Consider the following 19,363-nt stretch of genomic DNA (forward strand, 5'->3'; position numbering starts at 1 on the left):
GCGCTTTGGCTGGGAGAAACCATCGATGAGGATCATTGCCGCAGCCCTTATTCTGACGGTGATTGCTATAGCCGGGCCGGCATCGGCAATTTCCCGCTACGAGTCGCTCGGCAAAACCTGCACATCGGTGCAGCAACTGATCGCCGCCGAACGTGCAGTGATATTGCGCTATCCTGCGCCTCGCGGCGGCCCGGTTCTCTACGATCGCTATGTGGCCGACAGCGCGCAATGCGACATATCCGACTATGCCGGCCGCAGCTACGTGCCGACGAGGGATAACCCGGTTTGCCCCGTCTATAATTGCAAGCCGTCCTCCGTCTTCAATCCGCATTGACGCGAATCGGCTTTTCTGCGGTTTATGCGTGTACGGAGTTACAAAACTTAACATAAAAAGACTTTTAGTTGAACTCCACCCACATTTAACGCACATTTTGCGGGCAGATAGAGCACGCGCCCTTTATCATGAAGGGTCAAAGTATGGTGTAGTCCACCAGCCCTATATGAATAAGGAGATTGCGCAGTGAGTGCAAAAGTACCGAACCCGATCGATGCCTATGTAGGCTCTCGCGTGCGCACGCGCCGTCTTATGCTTGGCATGAGCCAGGAGCGGCTTGCCGAACAGATCGGCGTGACGTTTCAGCAGGTACAAAAATACGAAAAGGGCACCAATCGTATCGGCGCAAGCCGGCTGCAGGCCATCGCCAGCGTGCTCGCCGTACCGGTTGCCTTCTTCTTCCAGCAGGACAATTCGCAGCCGCTGAACACCGATGGCCTCGGCGCAATCAACGGCCTTGAGGATCTGTCGGATTTCCTGACGTCCAAAGAAGGCCTGAGCCTCAACAAGGCGTTCATGAAGATCAACGATCCGAGCGTTCGCCAGTCGGTGCTGACGCTGATCAAATCGCTGGCAAATACTTCCGACGTATTGCCGGATCACCTTCCGCGCGCATCAAACGTATCGGTCGGCCTGCGCAACTAGAGCCTAAGCTCCCACCGAACATTTCAACTCGGCCAGCCCGGCATCGACTGAAATCAAGCTGAAAGGTCGATGTCCTGGCGACACGAAAATCTCGCTGATAGCGGAAATACCGGGCCGGCTTTGGACGCAAATGTTCGACGCGACGCCCCTCCCTATCCTTTGCATGACGTATTTCACGCCCTGAAATTGCAAAATCAAAATTTTGCCGCAATCACGCATCGTGTCACGCCGCATGTCACGCGCCAAGCTGCAAAACTTTCGTTACGGTTTGCTCATGTTCCCGGCCAGACACGATTCGTCTGTCGGGAACGGGGGCAATAGAGGGTACGAAATGACAGCAGCACTTCCGATCGACGCATCATACCAGGATCCGGACTCGCTCAAGGAACTGGCATCAATCGCTCGGCTCATCACTTATGCACGGCAGAGCGCCAAGAACCTGAATGCGGAATTCCCGGTCTGGTGCCTGGATTTGGCACTCGGGGCCGTGCTGCAGGAAATGTATGAAAATGGCTTGCCCAATCCCTTGTTCGAAGAGGGAACGGACACAGCAAACGTGGTGGCACACTGAATTAAAGTAATCCCGGCCTTTGCCGGATACGGAACGGTGCCGGTATGGCTCAGCAGCCATATCGGCATTTTTCTTTTGTCAGCCGGGATTGTCGGGACAACAGGCCGAAAGCAGGTCGCGCCAAAGTCTGCAGCGGCCTTGCGACAAAAACATGCGCAAACTCAAGGACCCAAACGCGGACGCGAATCCGAAAGATCGCGATGCGCCTCAGCGACCGGCTTTGCGCGGCTGGACGCCCGCGGTAAAAATCGCGATGCAATGGCGCACATGGCGCAACCGCGTTTCGCGGTCCGTCCAATCCTTCGGATGGCCCGGCCTCGAAATCATCGCATCGAAGATCATGCTCATCAACATGCGCGCGCCGCTTGCCGGATCAGCAATTTCGATCAGGCCACGCCGCTGCTGTTCGATAAGCCAATCCGCCAGCATCCGCTGTGATTGTCTGGCGCCATAAGTGTGCATCAGCGTCGCGATCTCCGGAGATTGCTGCGATTCGCTGATGGCAAGGTGAATGAAGGCGTCCCGTTCGCGCTCCTGGTCTTCATCGATGTCGATCATGAATATCAGCTCGAGCGCCTTGTCGAACGGCAAATTCTCATCCGCAGGCCGCGGCAAGGCCAGCATGGATGCACGATGCTCGGCAATAATGGCTGTGAAGAGATCGGTCTTGCTTGGAAACAACCTGTAGAGGGTCTGCTTAGAAATCCGGCATCGGGCAGCAACCAGATCCATAGTTGTGCCGCCGTAACCCAGCTCGTAGAAGGTCGCGCGCGCCTCCGCAACGATCTCCGCGCGGCGCGCATCGTCGTTCACAGTCTTCGGACGACCGCGAGGGCGGCGCTTGGCGACCTGATCGGCCTTGGCTGTTCGTTCCTTTGTCAGCACACCGTCTTGACCCCAACAGCCGAATACGATTGACATTTGAAGCAGTACAAATATTTTCTGTACGACTTGGTACTATAAATAAGGCAACAGGAAATAGCAACGTGCGAAAGCTCGCCCCTCCCACTTCTGCACTCGCATCTCCAGTGATATCCGCCCGCCTTTCGGTTGGCCGCGGCTCGCTGACCGCCGCCGGAATTGTCGCTGCGATGTTGCTGGCAAGCTGCAACCAGCAGAATTCCGCCCAGAACACTACTCCCGTCGTCAAGACGGAAGTCAGCGCAATGGCGCTGCATCCGCAATCCGTCGCCATCACCGCCGAACTGCCTGGCCGCACCAGCGCCTACCTCGTCGCCGAAGTGCGGCCGCAGGTCGGTGGCATCATCCGCAGCCGCAACTTCAAGGAAGGCAGCGAGGTCAACGCGGGCGATGTCCTCTACGAGATCGATCCGGCCTCCTTCCAGGCATCCTATGACAGCGCCACTGCCGCCCTGCAAAAGGCGGAAGGAGCCGTGCCCAGCGCCCAGTCGAAAGTAGATCGCTATAAGAGCCTGACGGCGCAGGACGCGGTCAGCAAGCAAAATCTGGATGACGCACTTTCCACTTTGGCTCAGGCGAATGCCGACGTGGCATCGGCGAGAGCCGCCCTGGAGACGGCGCGTATCAATCTCAACTACACCAAGATGCGCGCGCCGATCGGCGGCCGCGTCGATGCTTCGGCCGTCACGGTCGGCGCCCTCGTCACTGCCGAGCAAACGACGGCGCTGACCACCATTCGTCAGCTCGATCCGATCAATGTCGATGTGACACAGTCGAGCACCAATCTGCTCGAATTCCGCCGCGCCGTCACCGACGGCCGGCTGAAGACAAGCGGCGACAATGTCTCCGTGCATCTGACGCTTGAAGACGGCAGCCAATACAAGGAAACCGGCAAGCTGGAGTTTGCGGAATCCTCCGTCGCCGAAGCCGTCGGCACCATTACCGTCCGCGCCGTCTTCCCCAATCCCGACCGTGTTCTGCTGCCCGGCATGTATGTGCGCGCGACTATTCAGGAAGGCATTGCCGAAAACAGCTTCCTGGTGCCGCAGCGCGCCGTGACGCGCAACACGAAGGGCGAACCGATCGCCATGTTCGTGACAGCCGAGGGCAAGGTGCAGCAGCGGGTCTTGAAGGTGGAGCGCAGCATCGGCAACAGCTGGCTCGTCAATCAAGGGGTCGCCGACGGCGATCGCGTTGTCGTCGAAGGCGTCCAGCGCATCCGCGACGGGCAGGAAGTCAATGTCTCTCCTGTGACCATCGATGATGCGACCGGCGAATTAAAGCAGGCCGCAGCCGACAGCAAGCCGTCAACGGAGCAGGCCGGGTTGGAAAAGACAGATACCAAAGCCGCCTCCGGCGCTCAGAAGTGAGGTGGTTCAATGTCTCGTTTCTTCATTGACCGGCCGATCTTTGCCTGGGTTATCGCCATCGTCATCATGCTGGCGGGTGCGCTGTCGATCTTCACCCTGTCGATCTCGCAATATCCGCAGATCGCACCGACAACGGTGAGCATTTCCGCGACCTATTCGGGCGCAGACGCCGCAACCGTCGAAAACTCGGTGACCAAGGTCATCGAGCAGGGCATGACCGGCATCGATAATCTTGACTACATGACCTCGACGTCGACCTCGACCGGCCAGGCATCGATCTCGCTGACCTTTAACAACAAGGCGGATTCGGACGTTGCGCAGATGCAGGTGCAGAACAAGCTGCAGCTCGTCACCGCGCAATTGCCGACGACGGTCCAGACAAGCGGTATCGTCGTTTCCAAATCGACTTCGAACTTCCTCATGGTCGTCGGTTTCGTATCGAAGGACGGCAAGCTCAATTCAAACGACCTCGCCGACTACGTTTCGAGCACGCTCAACGATACGCTGAAACGTATCGAAGGCGTTGGCAACACGCAGATTTTCGGCTCCGGATACGCCATGCGCATCTGGGTCGATCCCGACAAACTCGCCAAGTATCAGCTGATGGTGAGCGACGTCACCACCGCGATCCAGGCACAGAATTCACAGGTTTCGGCCGGTCAGCTCGGTGCCCTGCCGCAACGCAAGGGTCAACAGCTGAACGCGACGGTAACCGCCAAAAGCCGCCTGCAGACGCCTGAGCAATTCGAAAACATCATCCTGAAGAGCCAGTCCAACGGCTCGCTCGTCCGTCTCAACGATGTCGCCACCGTCGAGCTCGGAGCGGAAAGCTACACGACGTCGAGCACCTATAACGGTCATCCTTCGGCCGGTCTTGCCGTCATGCTCGCCTCCGGCGCGAATGCCATCAACACGGCGGAAGCGGTCAGAACGGCCATCAACAATCTGAGCCAGACCCTGCCGCCGAACGTCGAAGTGGTCTATCCCTACGATACGACGCCCTTCGTGAAGCTGTCGATCGAGGACGTGGTCAAGACGCTGTTCGAAGCCATCGTGCTCGTCTTCATCGTCATGTTCGTCTTCCTGCAGAACATCCGCGCCACGCTGATCCCGACGCTCGCCGTCCCGGTCGTCCTGCTCGGCACCTTCGGCGTGCTGGCGCTCTTCGGATACTCGATCAATACATTGACCATGTTCGGCATGGTGCTCGCCATCGGCCTGTTGGTCGATGACGCCATCGTCGTCGTCGAGAACGTCGAACGCGTCATGGAGGAAGAGGGATTGTCGCCGCGCGAGGCGACGATCAAGTCGATGCAGGAAATCACCGGCGCGCTGATCGGCATCGCCACGGTCTTGTCGGCCGTGTTCATTCCGATGGCCTTCTTCTCCGGTTCGGTCGGCATCATCTACCGCCAGTTCTCGGTGACGATCGTCTCGGCCATGGTGTTGTCGGTCATCGTCGCTCTGATCCTGACCCCAGCCCTTTGCGCCACTATTCTCAGAAAGCCCAAGCATGGGGCGAAGGAAAAGGGCGCCTTCGGCTGGTTCAACCGCAACTTCGAGCGGGCGACGCATCGCTACCAGCGCGGCGTGCACGGCATGATCCGCCTGAGCATCGTCTTCCTGCTCATCTTCGTCGTCATCGGCGGCGGCGTTGCCTACCTCTTCAATCGTCTTCCGAGTTCCTTCTTGCCGGATGAAGACCAGGGCATCCTTCTGACGGCGATCCAGCTACCCCCGGGTGCGACGGATTCCCGAACCTGGACCGTGCTTAACCAGGTCAAGGACTACTATCTCAACAACGAGAAGGATTATGTCGAAGGTGCGTTTGCCGTCGCAGGTTTCGGCTTCAGCGGCCAGGGCCAGAACGTCGGTATTGTCTTCGTCCGATTGAAGGACTTCGATCAGCGCAAGACGCCGCAGTCGAAGGCTCAGGCCATTGCCGGCCGTGCGATGGGCGCCTTCTCGAAGATCAAGGACGGCAGCGTCTTCGCACTGGCTCCGCCGGCAATCCCCGGCTTCGGCAGCTCGAGCGGTTTCGACTTCTTCATCAAGGATATCAATGGCGCCGGCCATGCCGCACTCATCCAGGCGCGCAACCAGTTGCTCGGCGCCGCCGCCAAGAATCCGAAGCTCTTCGGCACCCGTCCGAATGGACAGGAAGATACGCCGCAATATTCTGTCAACATCGATCAGGAAAAGGCGAGCGCGCTCAATATCACGCTCTCTGACATCGACACGACGCTATCGACGGCGTGGGGCGGCACCTACGTCAACGACTTCATCGACCGCGGCCGCGTCAAGAAGGTTTACGTGCAGGCGGATAAGGACTTCCGCATGCAGCCGGAGGACTTCGGCCGCTGGTATGTGCGTAACTCCGGTGGCGACATGGTGCCGTTCTCGGCCTTCTCGAACGGCGAATGGACCTATGGTTCGCCGCGTCTGGAACGCTATAACGGCTCGTCGGCCGTCGAAATCCAGGGCTCGGCCGCACCGGGGGTCTCCTCGGGTGATGCCATGAACGAGATCGACAGGATCATGGCGACCCTGCCGCCCGGCTTCAGCCATGAGTGGACCAGCCTGTCGGCCCAGGAAAAGCTCTCCGGCAATCAGGCAAGCCAGCTCTATGCGATCTCGATCCTCGTCGTCTTCCTGGCGCTCGCCGCCCTTTATGAAAGCTGGTCGATCCCACTCGCCGTCATGCTGTCGGTGCCGATCGGCATCTTCGGCGCGCTCTTGGCCGCGACCCTGTTTGGCCAGTCGAACGACGTCTATTTCAAGGTCGGTCTGCTGACGACCATCGGCCTGGCGGCCAAGAACGCCATCCTGATCGTCGAATTCGCCATCGAACAGCAGAACCAGGGTAAGAACCTGATCGACGCGACGCTGGTGGCGGCCCGTCAGCGCCTGCGGCCGATCCTGATGACCTCGCTTGCCTTCATCCTCGGCGTGCTGCCGCTGGCGATCGCCAATGGGGCCGGCTCCGGCAGCCAGAACTCGATCGGCATCGGCGTCATGGGCGGTATGATCTCGGCGACCGTCCTCGGCGTCTTCTTCATCCCGCTGCTCTTCGTCTCCGTCCGCCGTATCTTCAAAGGCAGGGTCGGCCCGGTGACGACGCAGGAGACGCCAGCGCCCGATAGCGGCACCACGCACTAAATAAACGCCGCCCGCCCTCAGCATCGAGAAGCGGGTGGTTTTAATCCAGACTCGAACAAAAGGCTCCGGTGTAACACCGGAGCCTTTTGCTTTCCTGGCTCAATGGGAATCGGAAACAGCGGCAGGAACAAGATCTGCAATGCGTAAGCTGGGACCGTTTCAGCTTGAGGAAGCCGGAACCGGCGCGGCAGGCTGCGGCTTCGGCGACCATTTCGCATGTAGCTTGGCAAGCATCAGATAGATGATCGGCGTCGTATAGAGCGTCAGCACCTGCGAGACGACAAGACCGCCGACGATGGTGATGCCGAGCGGGCGGCGCAGCTCCGAGCCCGGACCGGTCGCGATGATCAGCGGAATGGCGCCCATCAAGGCGGCAAGCGTCGTCATCAGGATCGGCCGGAAACGCTTGAGGCATGCCTGATAGATCGCCTCCTCCGAAGACAGACCGAGCGTACGCTCGCCCTGCAGCGCAAAATCTACCATCATGATGCCGTTCTTCTTGACGATGCCGATCAAGAGGATGATGCCGATGAAGGCGATGATCGTTAGTTCGGTACCGCTGATGGCGAGTGCAAGCAGCGCACCGAGGCCGGCAGACGGCAGCGTCGAGATGATCGTCAGCGGATGCGCCAGGCTTTCGTAGAGAATGCCGAGAACGATATAAACAGTCAGCAATGCCGCCAGCAGCAGCAGCGGCTGGCTGCCGGACGATTGCGTGACGCTCGCCGCATCGCCGGCAAAATCCGCATGCAGCGTGTCGGGCAGATGCATGTCCAGCACCGCCTTCTGGATGGCATCGTTCGCCACCTGCAGCGGTGTATTGAGCGCCAGATTGTAGGAGATGGTGACGGAGGGATATTGGCCCTGGTGATTGACCACCAGCGGCGCCAGCGTCCGGTCGATCGACGCCACCGCGCTCAGCGGCACCTGCGTGCCGCCAGACGCTGGCACGTAGAGCTTGGAAATATCATGCGGATCGAGCGCATAGTTGGGATCCGCCTCCAGCACGACACGATACTGATTGCGCTGCGTATAGATCGTCGAGATCTGCCGCTGCGCGAAGGCGTTGTTGAGCGCCGAATCGATGGACTCAATGTTGACGCCAAGCTGGGAAGCGAGGCTGCGATCGATATTGACGGTCGCCTGCAGGCCGTTGGGCTGCCTGTCGGTCGCAACATCGGTCAATCCCGGAAGCGCCTGCAGGCGCTCCAGCAACTTGGGCGCCCATTCCACCAGCTCGTCATAGTTCGCGCCCCAGATCGTGAACTGATACTGCGACTGCGACTGGCGGGCGCCGGCCCGGATATCGCCGGGCGAAAACAGGAACGTGCTGAGGCCTGGAACAGCCATCAGCTGCTTGCGGAGCCGGTCTATGACCTCGGCCGTCGACGCCCGCTCCGATTCCGGCTTCAGCGAGATATAAAGCTGGCCGCGATTGATGGAACTGGAAAAACCGCCGCCGCCGACGGAGGAGCCGAGGCCAGAAACAGCCGGGTCTTTCGAAGCGATATCCGCCGCCTGCTGCTGCAGCTTGACCATGGCGGGATAGGAGATGTCGGTCGCCGCCTGCGTTCCGCCCTGGATGAAGCCGGTGTCGTCCTGCGGGATGAAGCCCTTCGGAACCTTGACGTAGAGATAGCCCGACATGACCACGCAGCCGATGATGACGAGCACCGACAACACTCGGTGATGCAGCACCGCCCGCAGCGTGCGGCCATAAAAGCCGGTAATGGCGCCCAACGTGCCCTCGACGACGCGGCCGAACAGGCCGGGCCGGGCATCAACATCATGCTGGCGCAGGCGATGGCCGCAGATCATCGGCGTCAGCGTCAGCGACACCAGCGTCGAAACGACGATGGTGAAGCCGAGCGTCAATGAGAAGGTCTGGAAGAAGCGGCCGACGATGCCGCCCATGAAGAACAGCGGAATGAAGGCGGCGAGCAGCGACAGGCTGATCGAAACCACCGTGAAGCCGATCTGCTTCGCCCCTTCGAGCGCCGCCCGCATCGGCTTCATGCCGGTTTCGAGATTGGCATAGATATTCTCGATCATGACGATGGCGTCGTCGACGACGAAGCCGACGGAGACGGCAAGCGCCATCAGCGAGAGATTGTCGATCGACAGCCCGAAGAGCCACATCGCGGCAAAAGTGCCGGCAAGCGACAGCGGCACGGTGACACCGGCAGCGACAGTCGGCGTCGCGCGCCGCAGGAACACGAAGACGACGGCCATGACCAGGCAGATGGTGGCAAGCAGCGTCCACTGCATGTCGTTGACGCTGGCATGGATCGTCGTGGTGCGGTCGGAAAGGATCGATATTTTGACGCCGGCGGGAATGAGCCGCTGCAGCTCCGGGATCAGCTGCTTGACGCCATCGACGGTGGCGATGACGTTCGCATCCGCCTGCTTGGTGATGTTGAGCAACACGGCCGGCTTGCCGTCATACCAGGCATCCGAGCGGCTGTTGCGCACGCCGGGCTCGACGGTGGCGATATCGGAGAGGCGTACGGCGGTGCCGTCGCCGCTCTGCACGATGATCCGCCCGTAGGCCTCCGGCGTCCGCAACTGGCTGTTCACGGCGAGGGAGAAAGCTCCTCCGGCTCCATCAATGGAACCGAACGGTCCGAGCACGCTGGCATTGACGATCGCCGTGCGGACGGCGTCGAGCGACAGGCCCATGGCCGAGAGCCGATCGGGGTCGAGCCTGACGCGCACCGCCGGCTGATCGGCGCCGCTGACGGTAACGCCACCGACGCCATCCACCTGCGAAATGCGCTGCACGACCACCGTGTCGGCCGCATCATAGATGGCGCTCGCAGGAACGTTGTCGGATGTCAGCGCCAGGATCAGGACGGGTGCCGCGGCCGGGTTGATCTTGCGGAAGGATGGCAATGTCGGCAGATCGCCTGGCAGGTCCGTCGCCGCCGCGTTCAGAGCCGCCTGCACATCCTGGGCAGCGCCATCGACGCTGCGCGAGAGATCGAATTGCGCGATGATACTGCTCGACCCGAGCGAGCTGACCGACGTCAATTGCGTGATGCCGGCAATGGTGCCGAGATGACGTTCGAGCGGCGCCGCGACGCTTGCCGCCATGCTGGCGGGATCGGCGCCTGGACGGCTGGCGGAGACGACGATCGTCGGTAGGTCCACGGTCGGCAGGCTCGCGACAGGCAGGAAACGATAGGCAACGATACCAAGGATCATCAGCCCGATCGCCAGAAGCGTCGTCCCGACAGGGCGTTTGACGAACGGCTCGGAGATGTTCATGTCTCGCCACCCGCCAAGTCGTTCATCTCAGCGCTTGGCATGCCGCTGGTGCGGCCGACGACCTTGGCGCGCAGGCGCTCGAAGGCGAGATAGATCACCGGCGTCGTATAAAGCGTCAGGAGCTGCGAGAGCACGAGACCGCCGATGATGGTGATCCCAAGCGGAATGCGCAGCTCGGCGCCCGTGCCCTGGGCGAGCGCCAGCGGCAGGGCGCCGAAAAGGGCTGCGAGCGTCGTCATCATGATCGGCCGGAAACGCAGGATCGAGGCTTTCAAAATGGCCTCGCGCGGCTCGAGACCTTCCTTGCGCTCCGCCTCCAGCGCGAAGTCGATCATCATGATCGCATTCTTCTTGACGATACCCATCAGGAGCACGATGCCGATCAGGGCGATGATCGACAGATCCTGCCCGAACAGCATCAGCGCCAGCAGCGCGCCGACGCCGGCCGAAGGCAGCGTCGACAGGATTGTCACGGGATGGACGGCGCTCTCATAGAGCAGGCCGAGCACGATATAGATCGTCACGACAGCCGCCAGAATCAGCCAGGGCTCGCCGGCAAGCGACGAGGCGAATTCCTCGGCATCGCCCGAATACTTGCGCTGGATATTGTCGGGCATGCCGATATCCAGTTCCGCCGCCTTGATCTCAGCGACGGCGTCGCTGAGCGACGCTCCCTTGGCAAGATCGAAGCTGAGGGTCACGGCCGGGAACTGCTCGTCATGACTGATGACCAGCGGCGCCGTCGTGAAGGTCGCGGTCGTGAAGGCATTCAGCGGCACCTGCGTGTCGCTCGCGCCAGCGACATAGAGCTTGTCGAGCGATTTCGGATCCGACTGATATTGCGGTGCCGCCTCGAGGATGACGCGGTACTGGTTGGCCTGGCCGTAGATCGTCGCGATCTGCCGCTGGCCGAAGGCGTCGTTCAGCGTATCGCTGACAGCCTGCATCGACACGCCGAGCCGTGAGGCAGTCTCGCGATTGACATCGACGAAGATACGACCGCCGCCCATTTCAACTTCGGAGGAGACATCGATGAGCTTCGGGCTCTCCTGCAGGCGCTGGGCGAGCTTCTGCGACCAATCGACCACTGTGTTCGTGTCCGTGCCCGTCAGGGTATATTGGTAGGGCGCGCGGCTGGCCCTGGTGCTGATCGAGATGTCGCGCACGCTCTGGAAGGTGACGTGGATGCCGGGCATGCCTGTCACCTCGCCGCGCATCCTGTCGATGATCTGATCGGCGGAGGCGTTGCGCTGGCTGCGCGGCTTCAAGACCAGGCTGAGATTGCCGGTATTCAGCGTCAGATTGCTGGCGCTGGCGCCAATAACGGAAACCACGCCGCTGACATCCTGATCCTTGCGCAGCCGGTCGGCCACATCAGCCTGGATCTGCTTCATGGTCTCGAAGGATGTCGTCGGCTCGGCCTCGATGACGGCGGTGATGAGGCCGGTGTCCTGCGCCGGCAAGAAGCCCTTGGGGATGACGACATAGAGCGCGATCGTCGCTATCAGCGTCAGCACCGTGATAACGAGCATCAGCGCACTGCGATCCACGGCCCAGACGAGGCTGCGCCGATAGCCTTCGATCATCCAGTCCGTGAAGCGGTCGGCACCGGCCAGGAAGCCGCCTTCACGCTCCTTGGGCTTGCGCAGGATGCGCGCGCACATCATCGGCGTCAGCGTCAACGAAACGATCGCCGACACGACCACGGCGATGGTCAGCGTCAGCGCGAATTCGCGGAACATGCGCCCGACAATACCGGTCATGAAGAGCAGCGGAATGAAGACGGCAACCAGCGAGACCGTCAGCGAAATGATCGTGAAGCCGATCTCGCCGGCGCCCTTCAGCGCCGCCTGCATCGGATGTTCGCCCTCCTCGATATGGCGGGCGATATTCTCGATCATGACGATGGCGTCGTCGACGACGAAGCCGGTGCCGATGGTCAGCGCCATGAGCGAGAGATTGTCGAGGCTGAAGCCGGCGAACCACATGACGCCGAAGGTCGCGATCAGCGACAGCGGCAGCGCCACGCCGGCAATGAAGGTTGCCGTCATCGTCCGCAGGAACAACAGCACCACGAGGATGACGAGACCGATGCTGATGACCAGCGTCCATTGCACGTCATGGATCGAGGCCCGGATCGTCTCGGTGCGGTCGTTGACGATATCAAGGGAAACGCCGGCCGGCATGGCTTGCTTCAGCTTCGGAATCTGCTTCAGCACATTCTCGACCGTCTGGATGACGTTGGCGCCTGGCTGGCGCATGATATCGAGAATGACGGCGGGCTGGCCCTGATACCAGGCGCCGACGCGATTGTTCTCCAGCCCCTCGACGACCGTTGCGACGTCCTTCAATTGCACCGGCGCACTATTGCGATAGGCGATGATGACGGATCTGTAGACATTGGGATCGACGATCTGGTCGTTGGCCGCGAGCGTGAAGCTCTGCTGCGTGCCGTCGAGCGAGCCCTTGGCGCCGGCAACGCTGGCATTGGTGATAGCCGACCGGATATCTTCCAGAGCGAGCCCATAGGAGGCGAGGCGAGGCAGGTCCACCTGGATGCGGATGGCCGGCTTGACGCCGCCCTGGATGTTGACGTCACCAACCCCCGACACTTCGCTCAGGCGCTGGGCCATCATCGTATCGGCGAAATCGCTGAGCTCGCGGATCGAATAGCTGTTGGAACGCAGGGCCAGCGTCACAATCGGCGTATCGGCCGGGTTCACCTTCGAATAGGTCGGCGGATAGGGAAGCGTGCGCGGCAAGGTCGAGCCGGCTGCGTTGATCGCCGCCTGAACATCCTGCGCGGCGCCATCGATATCGCGACCGAGGTCGAATTGCAGCGTAATCCGGCTGATGCCGAAGGCGCTCGACGAGGTCATGGAGGCGAGCGACGGGATCTGTCCGAGCGGTCGCTCCAGAGGTGCCGTCACCAGCGCCGCCATCGTGTCGGGATCGGCGCCTGGAAGCTGCGTCGTCACCTGGATCGTCGGAAAATCCACCTGCGGCAACGGCGCGACCGGCAGGAACAGGAAGCCGAGAATGCCGCCCAACAAAACCGCTACCCCGAGAAGCGAGGTGGCGATCGGCCTGGAGATGAAGAGCGACGAGACGTTCATTGTTGCTGTGTCGGCGCGGCGGAGGAATTGTTGGAGGCCGAGCCGTTGCCCGTATCCGCACCTTGCGCGCCACCGGCGGCAGGCTGACCATCCTGGCCGCGATGGCCATTGTGACCGCCGGCACCGCCCTGACCACCTTGACCACCCTGGCCATTGTGGCGGCGATGCGGGCGTTCGCTCGCATTTGCAGTACCAGCGCCGCTATTCTGCGAGTCGTTTTCAGCGACCGGCTGCCCGTTGTTGTCGGTTGAGGGAGCAGCCGGCGACGCCTGATCCGGATTGGCCGAAATCTGCACCTTCGATCCATTCTGAAGCCGCGCGAAGCCTGTTGTCACCACCTTGTCGCCAGGCGAGACGCCATCGGCGATGACGGCGAGCGTATCGTCCTGCTGGCGCACCTTCACCGGCTTCATCGCAACGGTCTGATCCTGGCCGATGATATAGACGAAGGTGCCGTTCGGTCCGCGCTGCACGGCACCGCTCGGAATGACGGTGACGCCCTTCAGCGTCTCGACGAGCAGGCGGGCATTAACGAAGGCGCCGGGCCACAGCGCCAGCTTGTCGTTGGGGAAATTCGCCTTCAGCTTGACCGTGCCGGTGGTGGGATCCACCTGATTGTCGACAACGCCAAGCGAACCATTATCGACCACCGTCTCGCCATCATTGCCCATGGCCTGAACGGCAAGCGTCCCAGCCGCACTTGCCGCGTTGATGCGGGCAAGCTGCTGCTGCGGAATGGAAAACAGCACGGAGATCGGCTTGATCTGCGAGAGCGTCACGATACCGGTCGTGTCGGACGAGCTGACGAGATTGCCGACATCGACGTTGCGAATGCCGGTGCGCCCATCGAAGGCCGCTCTGATCGTCGTATAATCGAGTGTTGCCTGCGCACTTTCGATGGACGCCACGTCCACCTGGACCTGCGCGGTATATTGCGCCACCAATGACGTCTGCGTGTCGACCTGCTGCTGTGTGCCGGAGGCGCTCTTCACCATCAGCTGATAGCGGACGAGATCGCGCTGGGCGCCCGCGAGCAAGGCTTCATCCTGCGCCTTCTTGGCGATTGCCTGGTCGAGCTGTGCCTTATAGACGGAATCGTCGATACGGGCGATGATGTCGCCCTTCTTGATATCCTGGCCCTCGACGAAATTGATTTCGACGATTCGTCCATTGACCTGCGCACGCACCGTCACGGTATTCAGCGCCTTCACCGAACCCACGCCATTGATGTAGACAGGCACGTCCGCCGTCGTCGCATCGGCAGCCAGCACAGGAACCGGCCCGCTGAACTGCGACATGCTGCGCCGTCCGCCACCGCCCTGCCCCTGGCCGCCACGGCGTCCACCCTGGGCTTGCTCCCCGGGTGCAGCAGCGTTCTGATAGCCAAGCAGCTTTTCTGCCGGCGCAAGCCAACGATCGCGGGTCGCATAGGCACCGTATCCCACAGCGCCGATTACCGCCAGCCACACCACGACCCGAAATGTCCGAGCCATCCAAACACCTTTCCTCAAGACCTCGGGCGATCTCTGACCCCCGAAACTGACGGCGCGACTTTAGCTTGCATCATGCCGATTAGGAATTTGGTATAGCCATTAAATTTTGTCCATTTTAGCGCCACTTAGCGTAACAAACTGTAATATTGGACGAAAACCAGGGTTGTGGTTGCAAGGCGGCCGCACCTACCCGCAGCAGCCGTTTCGACAGCTCAAAGTACGCCCCATCCGCGATAGCGGCCACGGCCGGTCATTTCGCGCAGGCCGAGTTCGGACACCAGGTTGAGCGCGCCCCTGGAGGTGACGCCGACATGGCGCGCGATCATCTTCGCCGAAACGATCGGCCGCGACAGCACGATATCGATCACCTCGGGCAGGCTGCTGTTCGATCGCCGATCCTTGAGCCGCAATTCCATCTGCAGCCTAGCGAGAGACAGGCGATCCAGCTCCTTCAGCCCGGAATCGGCCGAGAGCGCCATGGCCTCCAGAAAGGCTATCAGCCGCGTGATGCGATCCGGCGCGCGCCGACGATCGTGCCGGACGGCCTTCAGGCCGACATTCAGGCAGAAGAGATGCGACGTGACCTTGCCGCGGCTGCGCAGATAGGCGCTGACCAGCAAGCCGCCGAGCCAGTGCTGCCGCCGCAGCGGCTCGATCCGCTCCCAGGCATCGAAGAGCACCGCCGCGCCGAGAGCCGCCGGCAGCAGATCCGCCTCGCGGATGACGGCGCGCCAGCTCTCCAGCCGCTCGTCCTCATCCCAATCCTCATCACGGATGAGTGCGAGGGGATCGTCAACATCAACGGTTGGCTGCCGGGCTTCCAGAATGCCGCCATTCAGGATCTTGTCGGATCGAGCGAGGATGGCGTCGATCTCGGCAAAATCGACACCGAAATCGTCCTCTTCGCTCTCCGGCTCGTCGAGTTCCATAGTTTCTGCAGGCGTCGAGCGCGGCACAATCGCGTCCTCGGCCTCGCCGACGTCACCGCGCAGCACGGCAAGACCGGCCGCCTCCAGGCCCCAGGAGGGATCGGCGGTCCAGAGGCGCCGCCGGCTGCGCAGCACCGCGTGGGCGATGGTCAGTTCATGCGTCGGGGTGCGCGTATCCATGCGCGCATCGTGCAGGACGAGATCCTCCACATGCACCAGTTCGCCGCCGACCCAAAGCGCGCCGGCGGCATCGAAAAAGTGCCCGCGCTCGCGAAAGCCATCCGCCACCGCGTGCCTGAGGACACGCTCATCCAGCCGCGCCAGCATATCTTCCGCCTTGACGATGGCAGGCAGAAGCGTGGCAAGGGGGAGCGCGGTCAGATCATATCGCATTGGAATCACTTCATTGCATCGATCTTACGGAACTTATCATTGCGCTCTTAAGGGGGATAGGAAGGAGGCCCTGTGAACTGTGGATGGCAATCACTATTTTTCGTCTTGACCTTCCAGCGATAGGAAGGTTGATAAAATCATCCGACGCCTCTCAGGCACGGGAGTATGACATGGCACCGCACGACGAACACGATCACGGCCATCATGGCCACGGTCATCACCATCATGATGACGTCAGCACGCAGGATGTGATGACCCGCGATCCCGTCTGCGGCATGACCGTCGATCCGAACGCGGGTAAGCCGTCGCTGGATTATCACGGCCGCACGTTTCACTTCTGCAGCAACGGCTGTCGTGCAAAGTTCGAGGCTGCGCCGGAAGATTACCTCACCGCAAAGGACCCGGTCTGCGGCATGACGGTCGACCGCGCCACGGCCCACCACTTTCTGAAGCACGAGGGCGAGAAATTCTACTTCTGCTCCTCCGGCTGCAAGGCGAAGTTCGAGGCGGATCCGACCTCCTATCTCGAAGGTAACAAGCCCGCGCCGAAACCGATGCCGAAAGGCACGCTCTATACCTGCCCGATGCACCCGGAGGTCGTCAGCGACCATCCGGGCGATTGCCCGAAATGCGGCATGGCGCTGGAACCGATGGGTGTCCCCGCCGCCGATGAAGGTCCGAACCCGGAACTGGCCGATTTCACGCGCAGGCTCTGGATCAGCGCCGCGCTGTCCTTGCCGCTGCTTGCCATCAGCATGGGTCCGATGATCGGCCTGCCCATCCGCGACTGGATCGGCGAGCCGATTGCCACATGGATCGAACTTATCCTCGCGACCCCGGTCGTGCTGTGGGCAGCACTACCCTTCTTCCGCCGTGCCTGGAATTCGCTCGTCAATCGCAGCCCCAACATGTGGACGCTGATCGGCCTCGGCGTCGGCACCGCCTATGTCTATAGCGTCGTCGCCACGCTTGCCCCCGGCCTCTTCCCCATGAGCTTTAGGGGGCATGGCGAGAGCGTTCCCGTCTATTTCGAGGCGGCTTCCGTCATCGTCGCGCTGGTCTTCGTCGGCCAGGTGCTGGAACTGAAGGCTCGCGAACGCACCGGCTCGGCCATCCGTGCGCTGCTCGACCTCGCGCCGAAAACGGCACGGCGGATCGACGCCAAAGGCGGCGAACTCGATGTGCCCGTCGATGAGATCCAGGCCGGAGACCGGCTGCGCGTGCGCCCCGGCGAGCGTGTTCCGGTAGACGGCTCTGTCATCGAAGGCCAATCCACCATCGATGAATCGATGATCACGGGTGAACCCTTGCCCGTCGAAAAGGACAAGGGCGATGCGGTGACAGGCGGCACGATCAACCGCAACGGCACCTTCATCATGCAGGCCGAAAAGGTCGGGGCCGATACGACGCTCTCGCGTATCGTCGAACTCGTTGCCAAGGCGCAGCGCTCGCGCGCGCCGATCCAGACGATGGTCGACCGCGTCTCCGCCATCTTCGTGCCCGCCGTCGTCGCCGCCGCCATCATCGCCTTTGCCGTATGGGCCTTCGTCGGGCCGGAGCCGCGGCTCGCCCATGCGCTGCTTGCAGCCGTCGCGGTACTGATCATCGCCTGCCCTTGTGCCCTCGGCCTGGCAACGCCGATGTCCATCATGATTGCCACGGGCAGAGGCGCACATGAGGGCGTGCTGGTGCGTGACGCGGAAGCACTGGAACGCTTTGCAAAGGTGGACACGCTGATCGTCGACAAAACAGGCACGCTGACCGAAGGCAAGCCGAACCTGACCAACATCATCGCTGTAACAGGCATTGACGAGGCACGCCTGCTTTCGCTCGCCGCCAGCCTGGAGCGCGGCTCCGAACACCCGCTCGCCGAAGCGATCGTTGCCGGCGCCGAGGAACGCGGCGCGCATTTCGTCGAAATCTCCGGCTTCTCGGCTGTGACAGGCAAGGGCGTGGAAGGTCGCATCGGCGAAACCGCGATCGCGCTAGGCAATGCTGCGATGATGGCCGATCTTGCCGTCTCGACCGACGCATTGAAGGCCGAGACCGAGCGCCTGCGCGGCGAGGGCAAGACCGTCATGTTCGTCGCCATAGACCGAAAGCTCGCCGGCCTGGTCGCCGTCGCCGACCGGATCAAGCCGACCACGGCAGCAGCCATCAAGGCGCTGCACGAAAGCGGCCTCACGATCGTCATGGCGACCGGCGACAATGGCAAGACTGCGGCTGCCGTCGCGAGAGAACTTGGGATCGACGAAGTGCGCGCCGACATGCTGCCGGAAGGCAAGAAAGCGCTGATCGACGAGCTGCGAGCCAAAGGCCACGTCATTGCCATGGCCGGCGACGGCGTCAACGACGCGCCCGCGCTTGCCGCCGCCGATGTCGGCATCGCCATGGGCACGGGCGCCGATGTCGCAATGGAAAGCGCGGGGATCACGCTGGTGAAGGGCGATCTCAACGGCATCGTGCGGGCACGCCATCTCTCGGAAGCGACCATCCGCAACATCAAGCAGAACCTTGCCTTCGCCTTCGGCTACAATGCGCTCGGCGTGCCGCTCGCAGCCGGCGTACTCTATCCGGTCTTCGGCCTGCTTCTATCCCCGATGATCGCCGCAGCCGCGATGAGCCTGTCATCGGTCTCGGTCATCGCCAATGCGCTCAGGCTGCGGCTGGCGAAGTAGTGCGATGCCGGAATATTGGACACAACAAATGGCCGATGCCAGTATCCGTATCCGAAACAAGACAACGGATCTGGCATGAATAGGGATCACTTTCAGCTGAAGCGACGGAGCGATGATCTGGCCTATACGTTTCATCGCAAACAGTTGCCCGACGGAAAGATCGGCTACAGGCGCGAGGACGCCGATCTCTGGATCAGGTTTCAAGGTGGCTTCGGTTGGGGCGCTTGGGATGATGAAGACGGAGCCTTGCTCGGCAGGCCGTGGAACGTGCCGCTTCCGGAACAAGACGCCGATTATCCGCCGGAATGCGAGTGGGTGAGCAAGAAGGGCGCGAAATCCTACGTCTACGAACTGGTCTATATTTAGCAGCATGGAGAGGGCGTGCCACGTTGCCCCTCACCCCAGCCCTCTCCCCGCCTGCGGGGAGAGGGAGTCTCAGTCGATAGCCTACGATCTTTTACGCAAATTCGCAGCCTTGCACGGCCGT

12 protein-coding genes are annotated in these 19,363 nt (G+C 61.6%); 7 read left to right on the forward strand and 5 right to left on the reverse strand.

What is annotated here, in order from left to right:
• Positions 1-25: 25 nt before the first annotated feature.
• From ABOK31_RS15535 to ABOK31_RS15545, 3 genes are all read left to right on the forward strand, one after another.
• The gene (locus ABOK31_RS15535; protein ID WP_174178252.1) at positions 26-334 is read left to right on the forward strand and encodes a hypothetical protein; all 309 of its coding nucleotides are present in this window, start codon (positions 26-28) and stop codon (positions 332-334) included.
• Between the two features lie 186 nt (positions 335-520).
• A complete protein-coding gene (locus ABOK31_RS15540) occupies positions 521-979 on the forward strand; it encodes a helix-turn-helix transcriptional regulator (protein ID WP_349956601.1) in 459 nt (152 codons plus the stop codon).
• Positions 980-1,310: 331 nt separating this feature from the next.
• Entirely contained in the window at positions 1,311-1,550 is a 240-nt protein-coding gene (locus tag ABOK31_RS15545) for a hypothetical protein (protein WP_349956602.1), read from the forward strand.
• Positions 1,551-1,757: 207 nt separating this feature from the next.
• Here the strand turns inward: ABOK31_RS15545 and ABOK31_RS15550 are convergent, their stop codons facing one another.
• Entirely contained in the window at positions 1,758-2,435 is a 678-nt protein-coding gene (locus ABOK31_RS15550) for a TetR/AcrR family transcriptional regulator (protein ID WP_349956603.1), read from the reverse strand.
• 206 nt (positions 2,436-2,641) lie between these two features.
• Between ABOK31_RS15550 and ABOK31_RS15555 the strand changes: the two genes are divergently transcribed.
• The gene (locus ABOK31_RS15555) at positions 2,642-3,841 is read left to right on the forward strand and encodes an efflux RND transporter periplasmic adaptor subunit (RefSeq protein WP_349958966.1); all 1,200 of its coding nucleotides are present in this window, start codon (positions 2,642-2,644) and stop codon (positions 3,839-3,841) included.
• Between the two features lie 9 nt (positions 3,842-3,850).
• The gene (locus ABOK31_RS15560) at positions 3,851-7,000 is read left to right on the forward strand and encodes an efflux RND transporter permease subunit (RefSeq protein ID WP_349956604.1); all 3,150 of its coding nucleotides are present in this window, start codon (positions 3,851-3,853) and stop codon (positions 6,998-7,000) included.
• Between the two features lie 159 nt (positions 7,001-7,159).
• Here ABOK31_RS15560 and ABOK31_RS15565 read toward each other — a convergent pair whose 3' ends face one another.
• The 4 genes from ABOK31_RS15565 to ABOK31_RS15580 form a co-directional block, all read right to left on the reverse strand.
• Positions 7,160-10,267, reverse strand: a complete 3,108-nt coding sequence (locus tag ABOK31_RS15565; RefSeq protein WP_174173388.1) for an efflux RND transporter permease subunit — start codon at positions 10,265-10,267, stop codon at positions 7,160-7,162.
• Positions 10,264-13,383 carry an efflux RND transporter permease subunit gene (locus tag ABOK31_RS15570; RefSeq protein WP_349956605.1) on the reverse strand — a complete coding sequence of 1,040 codons (3,120 nt, stop codon included), beginning with the start codon at positions 13,381-13,383 and terminating at the stop codon, positions 10,264-10,266. Before ABOK31_RS15570 ends, ABOK31_RS15565 begins: the two co-directional genes overlap by 4 nt.
• Positions 13,380-14,876 (reverse strand): efflux RND transporter periplasmic adaptor subunit, encoded by a 1,497-nt coding sequence (locus ABOK31_RS15575; protein WP_349956606.1) that lies wholly within the window; start codon positions 14,874-14,876, stop codon positions 13,380-13,382. The genes ABOK31_RS15570 and ABOK31_RS15575 overlap by 4 nt, the downstream gene beginning before the upstream one ends.
• 212 nt (positions 14,877-15,088) lie before the next feature.
• Complete coding sequence (locus ABOK31_RS15580) at positions 15,089-16,198, reverse strand: RHE_PE00001 family protein (RefSeq protein ID WP_349956607.1); 1,110 nt, start codon at positions 16,196-16,198, stop codon at positions 15,089-15,091.
• 170 nt (positions 16,199-16,368) lie between these two features.
• Between ABOK31_RS15580 and ABOK31_RS15585 the strand changes: the two genes are divergently transcribed.
• A complete protein-coding gene (locus ABOK31_RS15585; RefSeq protein WP_349956608.1) occupies positions 16,369-18,876 on the forward strand; it encodes a heavy metal translocating P-type ATPase in 2,508 nt (835 codons plus the stop codon).
• 75 nt (positions 18,877-18,951) lie between these two features.
• Positions 18,952-19,242, forward strand: coding sequence for a hypothetical protein (locus ABOK31_RS15590; RefSeq protein WP_349956609.1), 291 nt, complete (start codon positions 18,952-18,954; stop codon positions 19,240-19,242).
• Positions 19,243-19,363 lie beyond the last annotated feature (121 nt).

The organism is Rhizobium sp. ZPR4 (genome assembly GCF_040215725.1).
GTDB lineage: Bacteria > Pseudomonadota > Alphaproteobacteria > Rhizobiales > Rhizobiaceae > Rhizobium > Rhizobium rhizogenes_D.